General features: G+C 45.3%; 12 protein-coding genes. 6 read left to right on the top strand and 6 right to left on the bottom strand.

All coding sequences use genetic code 11. The features are described from left to right. Positions 1–264: 264 nt before the first annotated feature. Positions 265–459: a hypothetical protein gene (locus QZW82_RS04875; RefSeq protein WP_293145430.1), complete on the top strand. Its 195-nt coding sequence runs from the start codon at positions 265–267 to the stop codon at positions 457–459. Here the strand turns inward: QZW82_RS04875 and purF are convergent. Continuing rightward, entirely contained in the window at positions 456–1,922 is a 1,467-nt protein-coding gene (gene purF, locus QZW82_RS04870) for an amidophosphoribosyltransferase (RefSeq protein WP_293145427.1), read from the bottom strand. The two genes, QZW82_RS04875 and purF, sit on opposite strands and share 4 nt — an antisense overlap. Positions 1,923–2,398: 476 nt before the next feature. Here purF and QZW82_RS04865 point away from each other — a divergent pair, with 476 nt between their 5' ends. Together QZW82_RS04865 and QZW82_RS04860 are read left to right on the top strand one after the other, a co-directional pair. After that, a complete protein-coding gene (locus QZW82_RS04865; RefSeq protein ID WP_293145425.1) occupies positions 2,399–2,668 on the top strand; it encodes a hypothetical protein in 270 nt (89 codons plus the stop codon). Continuing rightward, on the top strand, positions 2,644–3,159 hold the full coding sequence (locus tag QZW82_RS04860; protein ID WP_293145422.1) for a GNAT family N-acetyltransferase: 516 nt from the start codon (positions 2,644–2,646) through the stop codon (positions 3,157–3,159). Before QZW82_RS04865 ends, QZW82_RS04860 begins: the two co-directional genes overlap by 25 nt. Before the next feature lie 132 nt (positions 3,160–3,291). On the opposite strand, the gene QZW82_RS04855 is transcribed toward QZW82_RS04860, so the two are convergent. The 5 genes from QZW82_RS04855 to purL form a co-directional block, all read right to left on the bottom strand. Continuing rightward, a complete protein-coding gene (locus tag QZW82_RS04855; RefSeq protein ID WP_293145419.1) occupies positions 3,292–3,639 on the bottom strand; it encodes a DUF5615 family PIN-like protein in 348 nt (115 codons plus the stop codon). A gap of 7 nt (positions 3,640–3,646) precedes the next feature. After that, a complete protein-coding gene (locus QZW82_RS04850; protein ID WP_293145416.1) occupies positions 3,647–4,003 on the bottom strand; it encodes a DUF433 domain-containing protein in 357 nt (118 codons plus the stop codon). 107 nt (positions 4,004–4,110) lie between these two features. Further along, positions 4,111–4,326 (bottom strand): hypothetical protein, encoded by a 216-nt coding sequence (locus QZW82_RS04845; RefSeq protein ID WP_293145413.1) that lies wholly within the window; start codon positions 4,324–4,326, stop codon positions 4,111–4,113. Between the two features lie 195 nt (positions 4,327–4,521). Beyond that, a complete protein-coding gene (locus QZW82_RS04840) occupies positions 4,522–5,328 on the bottom strand; it encodes a formylglycine-generating enzyme family protein (RefSeq protein ID WP_366664969.1) in 807 nt (268 codons plus the stop codon). Positions 5,329–5,449: 121 nt separating this feature from the next. Then, the gene (purL, locus tag QZW82_RS04835) at positions 5,450–8,014 is read right to left on the bottom strand and encodes a phosphoribosylformylglycinamidine synthase subunit PurL (protein ID WP_293145410.1); all 2,565 of its coding nucleotides are present in this window, start codon (positions 8,012–8,014) and stop codon (positions 5,450–5,452) included. A gap of 518 nt (positions 8,015–8,532) precedes the next feature. On the opposite strand from purL, the gene QZW82_RS04830 reads away from it, so the two are divergent. The 3 genes from QZW82_RS04830 to QZW82_RS04820 all read left to right on the top strand — a co-directional run bounded on the left by QZW82_RS04830 (position 8,533) and on the right by QZW82_RS04820 (position 16,308). Next, on the top strand, positions 8,533–9,132 hold the full coding sequence (locus QZW82_RS04830) for a pentapeptide repeat-containing protein (protein WP_293145407.1): 600 nt from the start codon (positions 8,533–8,535) through the stop codon (positions 9,130–9,132). A gap of 497 nt (positions 9,133–9,629) precedes the next feature. Continuing rightward, a complete protein-coding gene (locus QZW82_RS04825) occupies positions 9,630–15,668 on the top strand; it encodes a S8 family serine peptidase (RefSeq protein WP_293145404.1) in 6,039 nt (2,012 codons plus the stop codon). Then, positions 15,649–16,308 carry a DUF416 family protein gene (locus QZW82_RS04820; RefSeq protein ID WP_293145401.1) on the top strand — a complete coding sequence of 220 codons (660 nt, stop codon included), beginning with the start codon at positions 15,649–15,651 and terminating at the stop codon, positions 16,306–16,308. The genes QZW82_RS04825 and QZW82_RS04820 overlap by 20 nt, the downstream gene beginning before the upstream one ends. Positions 16,309–16,425: the final 117 nt, after the last annotated feature.

Here is a 16,425-nt window from a genome sequence, read left to right as displayed (position 1 = left end):
TCTAAAGTTCTTTAGTTCCGCATGAATCGCCCGCCCGCGATTCTCAAGCAAGTTGGCTTGTAGAATATTTGTGTGGGGAGATTTAGCGCGATCGACCCTGTTATCTAAAAAAATCCTATGTGTCCGTTGTTGGTACGAAATGCGACTTCAATTTGAGATCGCACTTTCTGGAGGCACTACCTCCAGTCTGCCAATGGCAGAGCTAAGTTAATGTAACATTTCTACATACACTCTGACAAGAAGTTATGGCATGAGGCATGAGGCATGGGGCGAAGCGAAGCGGAGGGATGGGGCATGGGCGAAGCGAAGCGGAGGGATGGGGCATTAAGTAGCAACCGCCAACTGTCAACGGTTAACTGTCAACGGTTAACGGTTAACGAAGAGGGCGGGCCCGCACCATCCACCGCCCCTACAAACTGCCAACTGTCAACTGTCAACTGTCAACTGTCAACTGTTTAAGTTGCAGCCTTTTCTAATAAGAGCTTCGCCCGTTTGACCATTTCCGGAATCTCGATCGGATAATCGCCGGTGAAACACGCCGAACAAAAACTTTTCGTGTCTTCGTTAGTCGCACTCAACATTCCTTCCCGGCTCAAGAAAGCCAAGGAATCCACCCCAATTTGAGTGCCGATTTCGGCGACGGATTTGGTAGCAGCAATCAACTGATCTTGATTGTCGGTGTCGATGCCGTAAAAACAAGGATGAGTCACCGGGGGCGAAGAAATTCTCATGTGAACTTCGGTTGCGCCCGCATCCCGCAAGGCTTTGACAATTTTGCGGCTGGTAGTGCCGCGGACGATAGAATCGTCGATAATAATTACCCGCTTTCCTTCCAACACATCTTTGAGAGGGTTGAGTTTCATGCGGATTCCTGACTCGCGCATTGTCTGAGTCGGTTGAATAAAAGTGCGTCCGACGTAGCGATTTTTAATCAATCCTTCGGCGTAAGGAATGCCGGAAGCTTGAGAAAAGCCGATCGCCGCTGGGATTCCAGAATCGGGAACACCGATGACTATATCAGCATCAATCGGAGATTCGACTGCCAACCTCCGCCCGATCCGCAGTCGGTAGGTATATAAATTTTCACCTTCCATAATGCTGTCTGGTCGAGCAAAATAGATCATTTCAAAGACGCAAAGTTTGCGTTTTTGCTGCTGGCTCCAGTGGAAAGAAGCCATACCTTCCTCTGTGATCCAAACTAATTCTCCCGGTTCTACGTCCCGCAAAAATTCAGCACCGATAATATCTAATCCGCAGGTTTCCGATGCTAAAACGTACCGTTGCGGAGTTGTGGGGAGGGTGCCAATTACCAGCGGGCGGACGCCGTGGGGGTCGCGGACTCCCATGACGCCTTGGGGGGTGGCGATCGTCAAACTAAAGGCTCCTTGGCACATAGCAAAGGCACTGATTGCAGCTTCCAGCCAGTCTTTGCCCTGGTCTACCTCCCAACCGATCGCAACTGCGATCGCCTCTGAATCCGTGGTGCTGACAAACTCGCACTTCCGAGACAGCAATTCTTCCCGCAATTCTTTTGTATTGACAAGATTCCCGTTATGTGCTAGAGCCAGACTTCCCAAGCGAGTTTCGACAACCACAGGTTGAGCGTTGACAACCCGCGACGAGCCGGTAGTAGAGTAGCGAGTGTGCCCTACAGCCAAGTTACCGGGCAAATGACCTAAATTCGATTCGTTGAAGACTTGGGAAACCAGTCCCATATCCTTGTGCAGGTGGACTGTTTCACCGTCAAAGGTGGCAATTCCGGCGGATTCCTGACCTCGGTGCTGCAAAGCATACAAGCCGAAGTAGGTCAACTTGGCGACATCTTCACCCGGTGCGTAGATACCGAAAACGCCGCAAGCTTCCTCGGGCTTGTCGGGTTTGCTAGAATGCTCGTCAGCCTCGAAGGAATGGTTGGGAATCATAGATGGGTTGGCTCCAAATGGGAACGGTGGGTTAGCGGGACTATCTTCTGCGGGAAGTTTTGTTTGCGATCGCGTCGCATAACTTAATAATTCCTTAATATTGCCACGGATCGAACATTAATTTCAAGTTGTTTGGCATTCTGGCAGGGGATGTGGGGCGTTTAATGGCATTGTAGTATCGATCGCCCATCGTTCTGATACTAGCGTTGATTCACGGCGAGCGATCGGGGGAAAACCCGCATAAGTAATTCGGGATTTGCAAATCGATAGATTTTGTAGGGCAAATAGGTCTTTTTCAAAGATTAAGATATCGAGGGCGATTTCCTACGGGATAGCTACGATTCACTGGCTGTTTGAAATATTAGAATTTAATGCTAATTAAGGCTTGACTTTTCTGTGAGATTGACCTACTATATCATCATGGGAATCTGTGCGGCCATATAAAGTCTTTACAACTACAATTACTAGCATAAAATATGGAAACTCTGCTGTTAACAGTCGTAATTCTTTTGCAACTCGTGCTAATCTTTTTAATTCTACAGCGCGAGTACCAGTTGTTGCCAGAAGGTTTCGGTGTTCGAGGACAATCTCAACTTTCAAAACCAACACCTCAGAAACAAAGCGCAAGTTCACAAAATTTATGGGATAACCCACCACCAGCATCAGAAGAACTCAAGTTAACTGTTGCTGAATTTAAGGATAAGTATGACAGGAGTGAACCGTGGGATGGAGATTTTGCAGCCTGAAAAATTTTCCTACTCTACACAGAGATGAGTTTGACTGTGGAGACGAGGAAATTAATAATTATCTGAAAAATCTAGTGGAAACGGCTGATGAAGCTGGTTTTTCTAGAACTTTTTTGATGATTCTGGAACCTGGAGAGGCAAAGGTTTGTGGATTCTATACTCTTAGTGCCTCAACAATTCCTGTGAAAGAATTGCCAGATGAATACAAGCAACCCCTTCCTTTCCCGATTCCTGCTATCTTGATAGGACAGTTTGCAATCAATAGGGTGTGGCAAGGGCAAGGAGTAAGTCGCCAACTTTTAGCAGATGCCTATCGTCGAATTTGCTTGCTATTTGAACAAGAAATTATTGGATTTCAGGCGATTAGAGTTGACACTAGAAACGAAGAGGCAAAAGCATTTTGGTTAAAGCAGGGTTTTGTGCCTTTTAGAAAAACTCAGCGTTCTCTATTTCTGCCAGTTCGGACTATTCTGAGAGAATTAGAAGTGTAGTTATAAAATTAGAAATTCAACTGTAGGATGCGTAGCTGTGAAATATTCGATGGAATTTGCAGATTTGAGATGGTGACGCACCTGACTGATTCTCGCGGCGCGTTGCTGGGAGGGGGTGGCAAGTTATATCAATTAAGATATGGACGGCGGCCCAGAACGATAGACGCGAATCACTTTTCCCGTCAGTATCTCAGCAGTAGATATCGCATCATTAATATTCGCACTCAGTCTAGGAATATCGTCATCTCGCGTGCAGGCAATAATACCGCAGTGGTCAGGTTTCAGCTTGTGCAGTTGAAAGAAATCGCGCCGGTTGATGGTCAAAACAGCCCGATTATCACTGATGGCAAATACTAATACATCCTCGTCAGGTAGTCCAGCATTTCCTACTTCTTGTACAGTCAGAACATCATGCCCTAAAGACCGGAGATTTTGCACAACTTGTCGGGGAAATTGTTCGTCTGCATAGAGACGTGCCATAGGTTTATTAGATATTTTTAGGTGTATCTAAGATTTCATCAGCATCATCTTGCTGTCGAATTGCTTCATCAATTTCGTCAGGATAAGCTTCAGCATAAGCCCAAACATTTACCAAATCAGCAGCACTGAGATGGGGATAGCAGTCTAGGATAAAAGCATCGGTAGCGCCATCATTGCGATAGCTGGCGAGTAACCAAACGGGAATGCGAGTTTTGTCAATACAAGCATCACCGCCCATCACGCCGGGAGTTTTGGTAATCGGGCGGCCGCTGTTTTTCAGGCTTTGAGTTAAGATACTGATAGCCTCAGCTTTGTCTATCGGCGTTAAGGCCAGGAGTTGTATTTCTAATTCTTGGATTGTCATAGAAATTTTTGGATTTATGAATTATGTAGCTGTAGTTGGCTGTGACTGAATTGAAGGATAAGTATGACAGGAGTGAACCGTGCCAGAGTATTGAAATCGCATAATACTCACTTTTCGTTGCTGTTAGCCAGATTCATGGCCTGCATCAAAGCTGCACCAGCACCAAAAGTATCGTAGGGAGTTGGTAAGTAGTAAGTCTTGTAAGGTTCCAAAGAAAAAATATTCTGACTGATATCCTCTTCCGCCATGAGAATACGGATTAACTCTCGTTTATCGATCGCAGACAGTTTTCTAATGGTAGGGAGTAATTCTGTTAGTGTCATCGGTTGTTTTCCTACGATACGTCTATCTTGATGATAGCAGGTCAACAGTGCTTGTAGGGTGCATCGCTGCGAGATTTAAGGGTGGAATTTACAGATTTGAGATGGCTCCGCACCTGACTGACTCTCGCGGTGCGTCGCTGCGAGATTGTCGATTTGATTTGTAGATTGTTGATAGCGACGCACCTACAAGTGAGATTACCCAGAAACAAGAGCAACGCGAAAACCCGTGTTCGGGAAGCGGCCGTCTGCACCATACCCGGAGCGATAGGCACTGCGACAATTCACCGCATTACAGTTCCAGGAACCGCCACGAAAAACCCTCAATTCATAGCCAGTTTCCCAAGAACTTCCGTCAGTTGGTGCGCCATTGTAGTTAAAATTCACGCTATCGCTGCACCACTCATTAACATTCCCGTGCATATCGTAAAGTCCAAAAGCATTCGGTGGAAAACTTCCGACATCCGTTGTTTGTTTGCGATCAAGTCCCCATTGTGCAGAACCGTAGGGATAGCCATTATAATTGACTAAATCTGGGGTAATTGTTTCGCCAAAGTGAAAAGGTGTTTTAGTTCCCGCGCGACAAGCATATTCCCATTCAGATTCTGAAGGTAAGCGATAAGTCTTGCCTCTTTTTTGAGAAAGTTTCTCGCAGAATTCCACAGCATCATTCCAACTTACTTTTTCTACAGGACGTTTCGCGCCTGTGAAATTAGATGGATTATTTTCCATCACTACTTGCCACTGCTCTTGAGTTACTTCATATTTGCCCATAAAAAAATGAGAGATGTTAACTTTATGCTGCGGCCTTTCATTATTTTCTTGTTGTGCTTCGGTATTGGAACCCATCACGAAACAGCCTCCAGAAATTGCGACCATATCTAAGATGACACCGCTACCTAAATCTTCACTAATAAATTCTGCTTGATTGGCTTTACGGTTAGCTATATTACCGTGCACATCAACTGTCACTGTTTCAAAATCAAACGTTTGTAAATTTCTCATAATTGTGGGTTTTCAAGAAGAAAAGATATTGTAGAAATTCAACCCGCGCAGGCGGGTTTTGTCTGTGTAGAGGCGGTTTTTTAACCGCCTGGTTTCAACCACCGCTACTTATGGGCCACAATTAGACAGATCCAATTCGACGCTCGATCGCATTATAGAACCGATCGCCCATATCAACCATCCCCACCTCAATCAACCCCAAATTATCCGCACTCAACACCCGCAAAGGCGAGTCAGCACCCCCAACCACACCGATTTTCTGCCACATTTTCGGCAAATGTTCTTGCAGGTAAGCTTCCCAAATCCCTTGATTTTCCGGCGCGATGGAAACAATAATACAGTTGCCCATTTCACCAAACAAAATTTCATCCCAACGGCTAACATCTGCCGAATTCAAGCCCAGATGGATTTCCGCACCCAGTTTACCAGAGATGCAGGATTCCGCGAGGGCGATCGCAATTCCACCTTCCGCAGCATCGTGGGCGGAACAAACCCAACCTTGGCGAATTCCATCGCGACAAACTGCTTGCACTTTCCTCTCCAATTCAAAATCGATCCTTGGCGGTTTCCCGGCGATAATCCCGTGAATTGCGGCTAAATATTCCGAACCTCCGAGAGTAGCAAAAGCCAGATTTTTCGGAGTTTCAGTTTTCAATTCAGAATTAGCAGATTGAAAAAAGGTCAGTTCATCTTGACTATTTTCTCCAATTCCCAACACATAAATTAAATCACCCTTCTTTTGCCAACCTTGACCGCAAATCTTCGTCAAATCTGGAATCAAACCAACCATTCCGATTACCGGAGTTGGATAAATCGGTTGAGGATTCCCCTCAGCATCAACCGTTTCATTGTAAAGAGAAACATTTCCCCCAGTCACAGGGGTTTTCAACTCGCGACAAGCATCAGCAATCCCGCGACAAGCTGATGCTAACTGCCAATATCCTACAGGTTTTTCGGGACTACCAAAATTGAGATTGTCCGTGACTGCAATAGGTTCAGCACCCACACAACTTAAGTTTCTGGCTGCTTCCGCTACAACGGCTTTTGCACCTTCATAAGGATCGAGATAAACATAGCGAGAATTGCAATCAACCGTGGCGGCAACTCCGGGAATAACCCCCCCCGGCCCCCCCTTGCTAAGGGGGGGAGAAAGTTCGGGAGTTTCTCTTCCTTGTGCCTTTTTAAATAAGGGAATAGCATCTGCTTCCTCCTGTAGCCCCCTCTTACCAAGGGCGGGTTCTGGCTCTTGTAGCCCCCCCTTACCAAGGGGGGGTTGGGGGGGTTCTTTTTGACACGGTTCGAGAGGCCGCAATCGAACAACAGCAGCATCAGCGCCTCCCGGCAAAAGCACAGTATTATTTTGAACCTGATGGTCGTATTGGCGATAAACCCAGCGTTTAGAAGCGATGGTGGGAGTATCCAAAAGAGTCAGCAAAATCTGATTCCAAGTTTGGAAATCACCTTGAACTTCGATACCGGCTGCGGTGCATTCCGGCAACTTGTCCGCCGTCCATTCCCATGCTTTTTTAGCATATTCTGGCGGTTCCGTCAACAATTCGCGGTGATAAATTGGCGTATTATCTGCCAAAGCAGTCGCGGTAATTTCAGCAGCGATTTCGCCTTTAAACAAAATTCGGACGATCGGCTCTTCGATGACTGTCCCCGCGACTACGGCGTGCAATCCCCAGCGATGAAAAATATCAATTAATTCCTGTTCCCGTCCTTTGTGGGCGACAAACAACATCCGCTCTTGCGATTCCGAAAGCAGGTATTCGTAGGGAACCATGCCACTTTCTCTAACCGGAACCTTATCTAGATCGAATTCAATTCCGACACCACCTTTGGCTGCCATTTCCGATGTCGAACAGGTGATTCCGGCCGCACCCATATCTTGGGCTGCGACGACAGCACCAGTTTTGAATGCTGCCAAACAAGCTTCAATTAAAGATTTTTCGAGAAACGGATCTCCTACTTGAACAGCGGGTCGATCGTCCATCGATTTGTCAGTCAATTCTGCACTAGCAAAACTTGCTCCTCCCATGCCATCTCTGCCAGTAGTTGAACCGACATAAAGCACAGGATTTCCAATTCCCGACGCGCCAGATTTAACGATTTCTTGAGTTTCCATTAAACCCAAGGCCATGACATTAACTAATGGATTGCCAGCATAGGCATCATTGAAATAAACTTCACCGCCAACCGTGGGTACCCCAATGCAATTTCCGTAGTGACTGATTCCCGCTACAACACCTTTAAACAATCTCTGAGTTTTGCTATCATCTAAATTGCCGAAACGTAGAGAATTCAAAAGTGCGATCGGGCGAGCACCCATTGTAAAGATATCGCGGAGAATCCCACCGACGCCAGTTGCAGCACCTTGGAAGGGTTCAACTGCTGACGGGTGGTTGTGGGATTCAATTTTGAAAGCAAGTTGTAAGCCGTCTCCCAAGTCTACGACACCAGCATTTTCTCCTGGGCCGACGAGAATGCGATCGCCCTCTGTGGGAAACTGTTTTAATAGCGGCCGCGAATTTTTGTAACAGCAGTGTTCGCTCCACATCACGCCGAACATTCCCAATTCAGCCTTATTGGGATGGCGGCCGAGGCGCTGAACGATTTCTTCATATTCTTCGGGTTTGAGTCTTTCGGCGGCAATTTGTTCGGGAGAAAATGGGAGGTTTGACATAATAATTGCGATGTTTTGTAGATTTTACATCCCGACTTGGGATTTTGTCGATCGGGACTTAGGCATTTCCGACCAAAGAAACCGGGTTTTTCATTTTATCTGCGGGTTGGAAAGAAATCTTTTCGCTAAAAACCCGGTTTCTGAGCACTCGTACATCCAGGACTGTTAATGCTAATTTCTAGGATGGCAGAGTTTGTTGATAACAGCGTTCAGATTTTAATTTCTAGCATGGATTGAAGGGGCTGCATTGTTGTTAACTCAATCTCAAAGATCGTACCAGTTTTTGGCCGCTCCGATGAGTTCCTAGGACGCGATCGATCGTACAGGGAAATCGACAACTTACCAAATATCAGATAATAATTGACATATATCTTGTTTTCTGCTAAAGCAGCCGCGCCCAACAGTTAAGATATTATTAATTCCTCAAACCCTTGTGGAAGATTCCCTCTTCCCTCTTCCCTCTTCCCTCTTCCTTCGTGTCCTTCGCGTCTTCGCGGTTCATACTTCCATCTTCACTTATGACTCAAAATCTCAATTTTGCCAACCAAAACTTGCGGAACCGTTCATTTAAAGGGCTGGACTTATCAGGGGCGAACTTCAGCGGTTGCGACATTCGAGGCTGCAATTTCACCGGGGCGATTTTGAGGGGGGCAAATTTTCAAGGCGTCAGAAGCGGACAAAGCCGCCGCCGAGTCAAAAAATTGATTGCTAGGGCTGGGGTAACAGCGGTGACAGTGACGGCTGCTGGGGCTTTGATTGGACTCATTGGCGGGGTGGATGCGGGGGCTGTAGCTGTGGCGGGGACTGCTGCGACGGCGATTGCTGCGACTCGGGGCGAGGCGGGAATTGTGGCTGGGGCTGTGGCTGGGGCTGCTGCTGCGATCGGCGCTAACGGTATTGTGACATTTTTGGGCGGGGATACTCTGAGGGGAATTGGTTTATTTTTGGTTTCTGGGGTTATTTTGGGGTTATGTGCGATCGGCTTTTTTATCGCGGTTGAAGAAATCGAAAAATTGTCAGTAACGTCGTTTAGAAAAGCTGATTTAACTGGCGCTATATTCGATCCGGGGGCGGTTCTCGATGCTGATTTTTCCGATGCGCGAGGCTTGCCGTGGTAAGCTGCACATAGGTACGTAGTTGCGCTTCAGCGCTCTTTATCAATATATGTAAAGAGCATAGTCATCAGAAAAATAGGTACGTAGTTGCGCCTCAGCGCTCTTTATCAATATATGTAAAGAGCATTGTCATCAGACAAACAGGTACGTAGTTGCGCTTCAGCGCTCTTTATTAATATATGTAAAGAGCGTCTATGTAAAAGTTTCGTAAAGATGCGACACAGCTATTGACACGTTATAACGGTTGTTAGTAAGCTCAACAAAGCAACAAAAACAGCCGACACAAAAAGAGCGATCGGCACAAACATCTTTCATCAATATCTGCGATCGGAGCGCCGACCATCAGAGCGCAACTGACAGTTTAACCGTGAGTGTAGCACGTTTATTTGTGCTGCATAAAACTCAATCATTGGCTGATACATTCCAAGAAACAAAAGTCAATACTATCCTTGCATCTCCAAGGAAACGCATTAACATTTGAAAAATCAGGGAAGCAACTAATGTTATCAATCAACCCACTCACCCCCAACACAACTACCAGCACATCGATAATTCCTGACATTACAGAAAAGACGCAGTTAGGAAACATTACCAGCACTTTTCATTTCCCCTCCTCCCCAGAAAAAAACATACAGCCAAGCGAATTAGACACGATCGACATCTGTCCAGAATTGTTAAAGAAAAGGCAATTATCAGTCGAGAACAACACAGATTTGCTGATAAAGACCACAGAAATAGACGCTTTACTGATTGAAAAACCTGGAACGACAATCGATCCTCTACCTAAAAAAGACTCAACAACAACCTCCCCAATCGATCCAATCACTGGCAACAGCACAAAATCGGAAACTACTAATAACACCAAAATTGAGTCCAGCACATTCACAGCAGAAGCGAAAAATGTGACTGTTGCGGACATTACCAATTCTGTGACAACTCTTGCCGAAGTCAAACCAAATTCCTCCGCTACAGAGACTAAAGTTGCAACAGTTTCCGAAGATTCAACTAATACCAAAAATCTGAGCGATGCAAAAACAGATTCTGCAACAGTAGAAACCAAAAACGCGACAGTTTCAGAAATTCCCGACAGCAACGCAACAACCGCAGACACAACTCCTGAAAAGTGTAAATGTACTGAAGCGGCAGAAACCAAAAATACAACAGTTTCAGAAATCCCCACTTCCATGACAAAGCCTGCGGAGGCGAAACCAGATTCCTCCGCGACAGACACGAAGAATACGACAGTTTCAGAAATTCCCACTTCCACGACAAAGCCTGCTGAGACAAAAGCAGATTCTCCAGCCACAGACACTAAAAACACGACAAAGCCTGTCGAAGTAAAACCAGATTCCTCCGCGACAGAGACTAAAAACACGACAAAGCCTGTGGAAGTAAAAGCAGATTCCTCAGCGACAGACACGAAGAATACGACAGTTTCAGAAATTCCTAATTCTGCGACAAAGCCTGCTGAGACAAAAGCAGATTCCTCCGCGACAGAGACTAAAAACACGACAAAGCCTGTGGAAGTAAAAGCAGATTCCTCAGCGACAGACACGAAGAATACGACAGTTTCAGAAATTCCTAATTCTGCGACAAAGCCTGCTGAGACAAAAGCAGATTCTGCGACGACAGAGACTAAAATTTCGACAAAGCCTGTCGAAGTAAAAGCAGATTCCTCAGCGACAGAGAGTAAAAGCGCGATAGTTTCAGAAACTCCTCATTCTGCGACAAAGCCTGCTGAAGTAAAAGCAGATTCTCCAGCCACAGAAACTAAAAACACGACAAATCCTGCTGAGGTGAAACCAGATTCTCCAGCCACAGAAACTAAAAACGCGACGAATCCTATCGAGAAAAAAGCAGATTCTCCAGTAACAGAAACTAAAAATCCGATTGTTGCGATAAATCCTGCCGAAGTGAAACCAGATTCTCCAGCCATAGAAACTCAAAACCCGACTGTTTCTACTGCTGTGGCGAATCCTGTCGAGAAAAAACCAGATTCTCCAGCCACAGAAACTCAAAATCCGACTGTTACGAGAAAGCCTGTCGAGAAAAAACTAGATTTCTCAACGACAGAAACCCAAAACGCCACAATTTCCCCAAATCTAGTCCCAACAATCTCAGAAAATACTCAACCAGCAGTCGCAGTTATTAATTCAACAGACGAAATAACAGGTGACAAAATAGAAATAACTGCCATTCCCTCAGCCCCTACTCAAACAGAAACTACCGAGTTACCAGCAATACCAGCAGCAACAGACATTCTCACCGGGGAAATTGAAAATACCTCATTAAATCTCCCCAATACCTCCGTCAATACAGACATTGCCGAAACTACCAGCCAAGCCGATGAAAGTTTCCCACTAATTTATGACGAGGAAATTTCCACACTGTTGGAAACTCTCAACCGCACATCAACCACAGCCGAATCAACAGACAACCATCCACTATCCGAGTCAGAATACACAATTGCCAACTTTGATACCGACTCGGAAAACCTAACTAATATTCCCCAAACAGCCACCACTCAAAATTATTTGCCGTCAGACTCAGCAAATATCATTGCTAACACAGACAATCAGCCACAAACAATCATTGATGAGTATCCAAACCCTAACTTTGAAACCGACTCCGAAAAAACAAACGTTATTCCAGAAATAGCATCATCTGCAAATAATCAGCCAGAAAATCCTCTTCATATCATCGCCACCAGTCAAAGCGACTCCGAAACCAAGATTAACGATTACCCAGTTGCTGACACGACTACTGAATTAGAAACAACTCCCAATTTCCCCCAACCAACTCAACTATTAATCGGCATCATCGACACCGGCTTCGCCGCCGACAACCCCAACATCGACTACAGCAAAATTATCCTCGGAAAAGACGTAATCGACAACGACAATAACCCGCTACTTCAACCAAACGAAGGCAACCAACACGGAAGCGCAATCCTCGAAATTATAGCCGGTGACAAAAACCAAAACAATCCCCAAACACCAATTTGGTTGGGAAGAGCAACAGGTTCCGGGAACTGGCACGAATCATTGATAGAATTTGTAGACGCAGCAAAAGCATCAAAACAACCAAACGCCGTAGTTAACCTCAGCTTCGACTTAACCCAAATTAATCCCGACGGCACGCAAACCACACGGCACAAACTGACAGAAACAGAAACAGCAGCACTCAAGTATGCCCAAGAAAACAACATCCTGATTGTAGCAGCCGCAGGTAATGAAGGATCGAAATCGTCAGCCCTAGGACAAGCATCAACCGAATTCAACAACATCATCACAGTAGGCGCAGCTTCTAACAACAACCGCAGTGCATATTCCAGCTACGGAGAGGGCTTAGACATCCTAGCATCGGACACAATTGGCAGCACAATAGAAACAGCAACAACCCAACCAAAACAAGGCACATCAATAGCAGCAGCCCTCGTTACAAAAACCATATCCCAAATGTGGGAAACCAACCCATCCCTTAACCCCCAACAAATCAAAAACATCCTCCTAAACACAGCAACAGACATCGACGTACCCGGATGGGATGAAAGAACAGGATACGGCATCTTAAACCAAGAATTAGCAATAGCCACCGCCGCCCAAACAATCCCGGCAATCCCAGTATTAGCAGCCACCAAACAATTAATCAAACCCCTAATCAGTGCCGACGAAAACATCAGCCAAACCACAGCCAAACCCTCATCAAGAGCCGCCCTAACCAACGGCACAACCAACCAACCAAAAACCACCACTACCTCAACCGGAGACTACAACGTTGGCACCAGTTCCACCACCACAGAACTAGCGCCAAATACTACCAGCAATACCAGCAAAAACGGCAGTACAACCAGCACAAACACCCAAACCAACAGAAGCTACTCACACACAGACTCCAACTGGAACAAAAGCCGTACCAATACCAACAGTAACGGCAACTCTTTCTCTGAAACAAAAACAGATACAAACACAAACACCAAGGACTACACAGACAAAAACCTTTCCCTCTACTCAATAGAAAGAACAGATAAATCCCAGTCAAGTGAGAACCGACTCAAATACGAAGGCACAGGAAACAGCCAAACCTCATCCAAAGAGAAATGGAGTTCAAATCGCAACTATACCAGTCCTTCACAAACTCAAAAAAGTGCTGGTGATAGCTACATAAACCGCCAAACTCAATCCGATGGCAAACATGACGGTAATTATGGAGAGAGCAACTCCAAAACCCAAGAAGAGTCAGGTTCAAAATCAACCACAAACAATCAGTACACCAGCAGTAATGGAACTTCCGGCGACAACACTACAACCCAAAAGAAAGGAAAAACCAACACAACTTCGAGCAGCAAAGGCAACTATTCCAACAGCACTAACAGTGGCGAGAATTCCGAAGTCACTCAATTCAACTCTCACAGCAAAACAAGCAGCGACTCATACAAAACAAACAACAGCAGCGACAACCGTTCAATCACCAACAACACCTGGGACAATACCACAACCAACGGCAAAACCGTCGGCAGCAGCACCCGCGATACTTACTATGAAGGGAACAGTAACTACAACACCAGTTACGACGACGGCAAATCAAAAAATAAGAGCAACACAGACACATATACCCAAAATCAGTCCCAGGAAACAAACAGCACCAACGGCACTAACTCTTGGAGAAACAATCGAGATAATGGTTACTCAGTCACCAGCGTAAATAACACAGATACATACAAAAACGGGGGAGAAACTAGAAACCACAATCGAGACTATTATTCAATTAACAAATCAAACTCTTCTAGCAGTAACAGTGCCGGAAAACCCAGTTCCAAAAACGAAAGTGAAAACTATTCCGAAAATCAAGAGCAGTGGGATAGCGAGTACAAAGCTGATACTTACACCACCAAAAGTAACAGCGATGAATCGACAATAACTGCAAGCAAAAATAACAGCAGTAGCGAGGGCAACAATACCAATTCATCTAACAGTAGCGATACCTCAAAGACGAGTAATTCACAGACAGTCACAACTTACAAAGATGGTCGAAAAGAAGAGAGTGGCAGTTCGAGTTACGAGAAATGGTTAAGGGACAGCAGTTACGATAGTAAAGGTGTAGTGAGTGACGTTTACAAGTATTCTAGCTGGACTTCGAGTTACACCAAATCTTACTTTAAGGGAGGTTATCGTTGGAGTGAGACTATCAGTGGCTCAGATTCTGAATCGACAACAAAAAGAGCTGTTTATACGAGTAGTGGCAGTAATTGGAGTTGGACTAGAAGCGGAACTGTCTGGGATGATGGGAGGAATGATTGGAGTGAAAGTTGGTCGAAGTCTAGTTGGAAAGATGGCAAGTATTTGCCGAGTGAGTCTGAGTCGAAGAGGGGAGGGTTCGATCCGAAGAAAACGGGGCAGACTAATGATTTGCCCAAATTTGGGGAAGCACCGCGGTTGACTAAGGCTCCGAAAAAACAGGTGCCACCGGAGTTAAATAAGCCTCCTAAGCCGAGTAAGGATATTTTTCAGCCGATTTCCTACAACTCTTATCCTAAAGACATTTTTGGCGGCAATGTTCCTGATAATCAGTCTGCTAACTCAGGTGCTCCTGGTGGAAAATTGCCTCCTGACAAACGTTCTGCACTGACAAAAGTCATCCGACAATTGTTGAGTTTCTTTAGACCTCTTGGAGAGTTTGTTGCTGGGGCAGTCTATCAATGGTTGCGTAATAACGGAGACATTGGGAGATGGTTGTTGCAGGTTTTGATTCCTGGATGGAATGGATTAGACAAAGATGTAGAGCGTGGGCTGCCTAAAACCTGGTCTTTCCAAGCAGGGCGAACATTCGGAGATGCAGCTTCAATTGTTACGGGGATTTTAGAAATAATGGGGGGTGGCGGAACTGGTGCTGGAGGTGCAGGTTTATGTGTAACAGGAGTTGGTTGTATTGCAGGTGCTCCTGCTATAGTAGCAGGAACAGCTCTGGGGCTACACGGAGCAACTACAGCTTCGACTGGCTTAAAGAATATAGCCAAGCTACTGGGAGTAGTTTTTCACAGTACAACGAACGGCTCAGAAAGTGGAGGCCCGAGTCGCGGTGAAAATGAAATTCATCCAGATGCAGCGCAGTTAGAAGCAGACGCTAAACGAATTTCTGACGAGCTTTACGGCAACGATTCAATAGCTAAGAGTAACAGAGTAATTGCAGTAGGTCAGTTCGTAGATGCACAAGGTAAGGTGAAAAAAGTTGTATCTAATGCTTGGGGAGAATTTTCACGCGATCATAGAAAGTTGCTTGAAAGTCAAGGATATGTCGTAATTCCAAATTCCAGAGGAGGAAACTTGCATGCAGAGGAGCGAATGATTTATTGGGCTGACTCTGAAAAAGCTAAAGGAAGAATAGTTGGAATTGAATCAATTGGGGTCAGCCATCCAGACGGAATTTGCGAATATTTCTGTCGCTCATTGATGCAAGAGAGACAGATCAGACCTGGCAGTCGATGGAATCCTACCTGGAAACCCGGCCCGAGCAGACAAAATGAACCACCCAGACGATAAAAATCACGAAATGAATATGCATTTTTTTGAAGTTGACACTCTAAAAAAAGAACTCGAAGACCTCCCCGATCTTCACAGAGTTGCGTTTGCTGCTGCTTGTTGCGAACGAATGCTTCCTAACTACAATGCTTTTTGCAAATTAGTGGACTGGGGAGTGCCTGAAGTGCCAAGAGTTGCATTAGATGAAGTTTGGAAAATCCTCCAAGGAAAACTTGTAGATGCTGCAAAAGTTAATCAATTAAGAGAGGATTGCGGTAGAGAAGATGTATTTCCAGATTGTCTTGAGTTTGGGGACGATTCTCTGGAACCGCAGGAAGCTCTGGTCGCGATCCGCGCTACTCTGCAAGCCTGTCTCGATCCTACTGTGGAGAACATTGTTCACACAGTCAAATCCGCCAGACATACCATTGAGGCATACATACCTTACAAAGACATTTCTTTCAAGATCACTTGGGAAAAAGATGGAGAAGAAAAGTTTTATTCAGCAATAGCTAGTCATCCATTTGCCGTTCGAGAAATGACTAAAGAAGCAGAAGATTTGCGAATGTTGAAGGAAACAAAAACTTTAGATAAGGATTTTCTGGAATTGTTGCGTAACTCTTTCAATAATGATGGTAAAAGCTTGATAGATCTAGCTTGATATGGTGAGCTAATTAATAGGACAACGAACTTTTTTAGGAATGAAAAATAAAGAACTTGCACAATTAAACGCCAGAAGCCTTGCTCTAAGGTAAAGTATTCCGACCTTAGTCACCTT

Origin of the sequence: Microcoleus sp. bin48.metabat.b7b8b9.023 (genome assembly GCF_013299185.1) — a bacterium.
In the GTDB taxonomy this organism is placed as follows: Bacteria; Cyanobacteriota; Cyanobacteriia; order Cyanobacteriales; family Microcoleaceae; genus Microcoleus.
The sequence above is the reverse complement of the archived record's forward strand: the minus strand, read 5'-3'. Positions and strand labels throughout refer to the sequence as shown.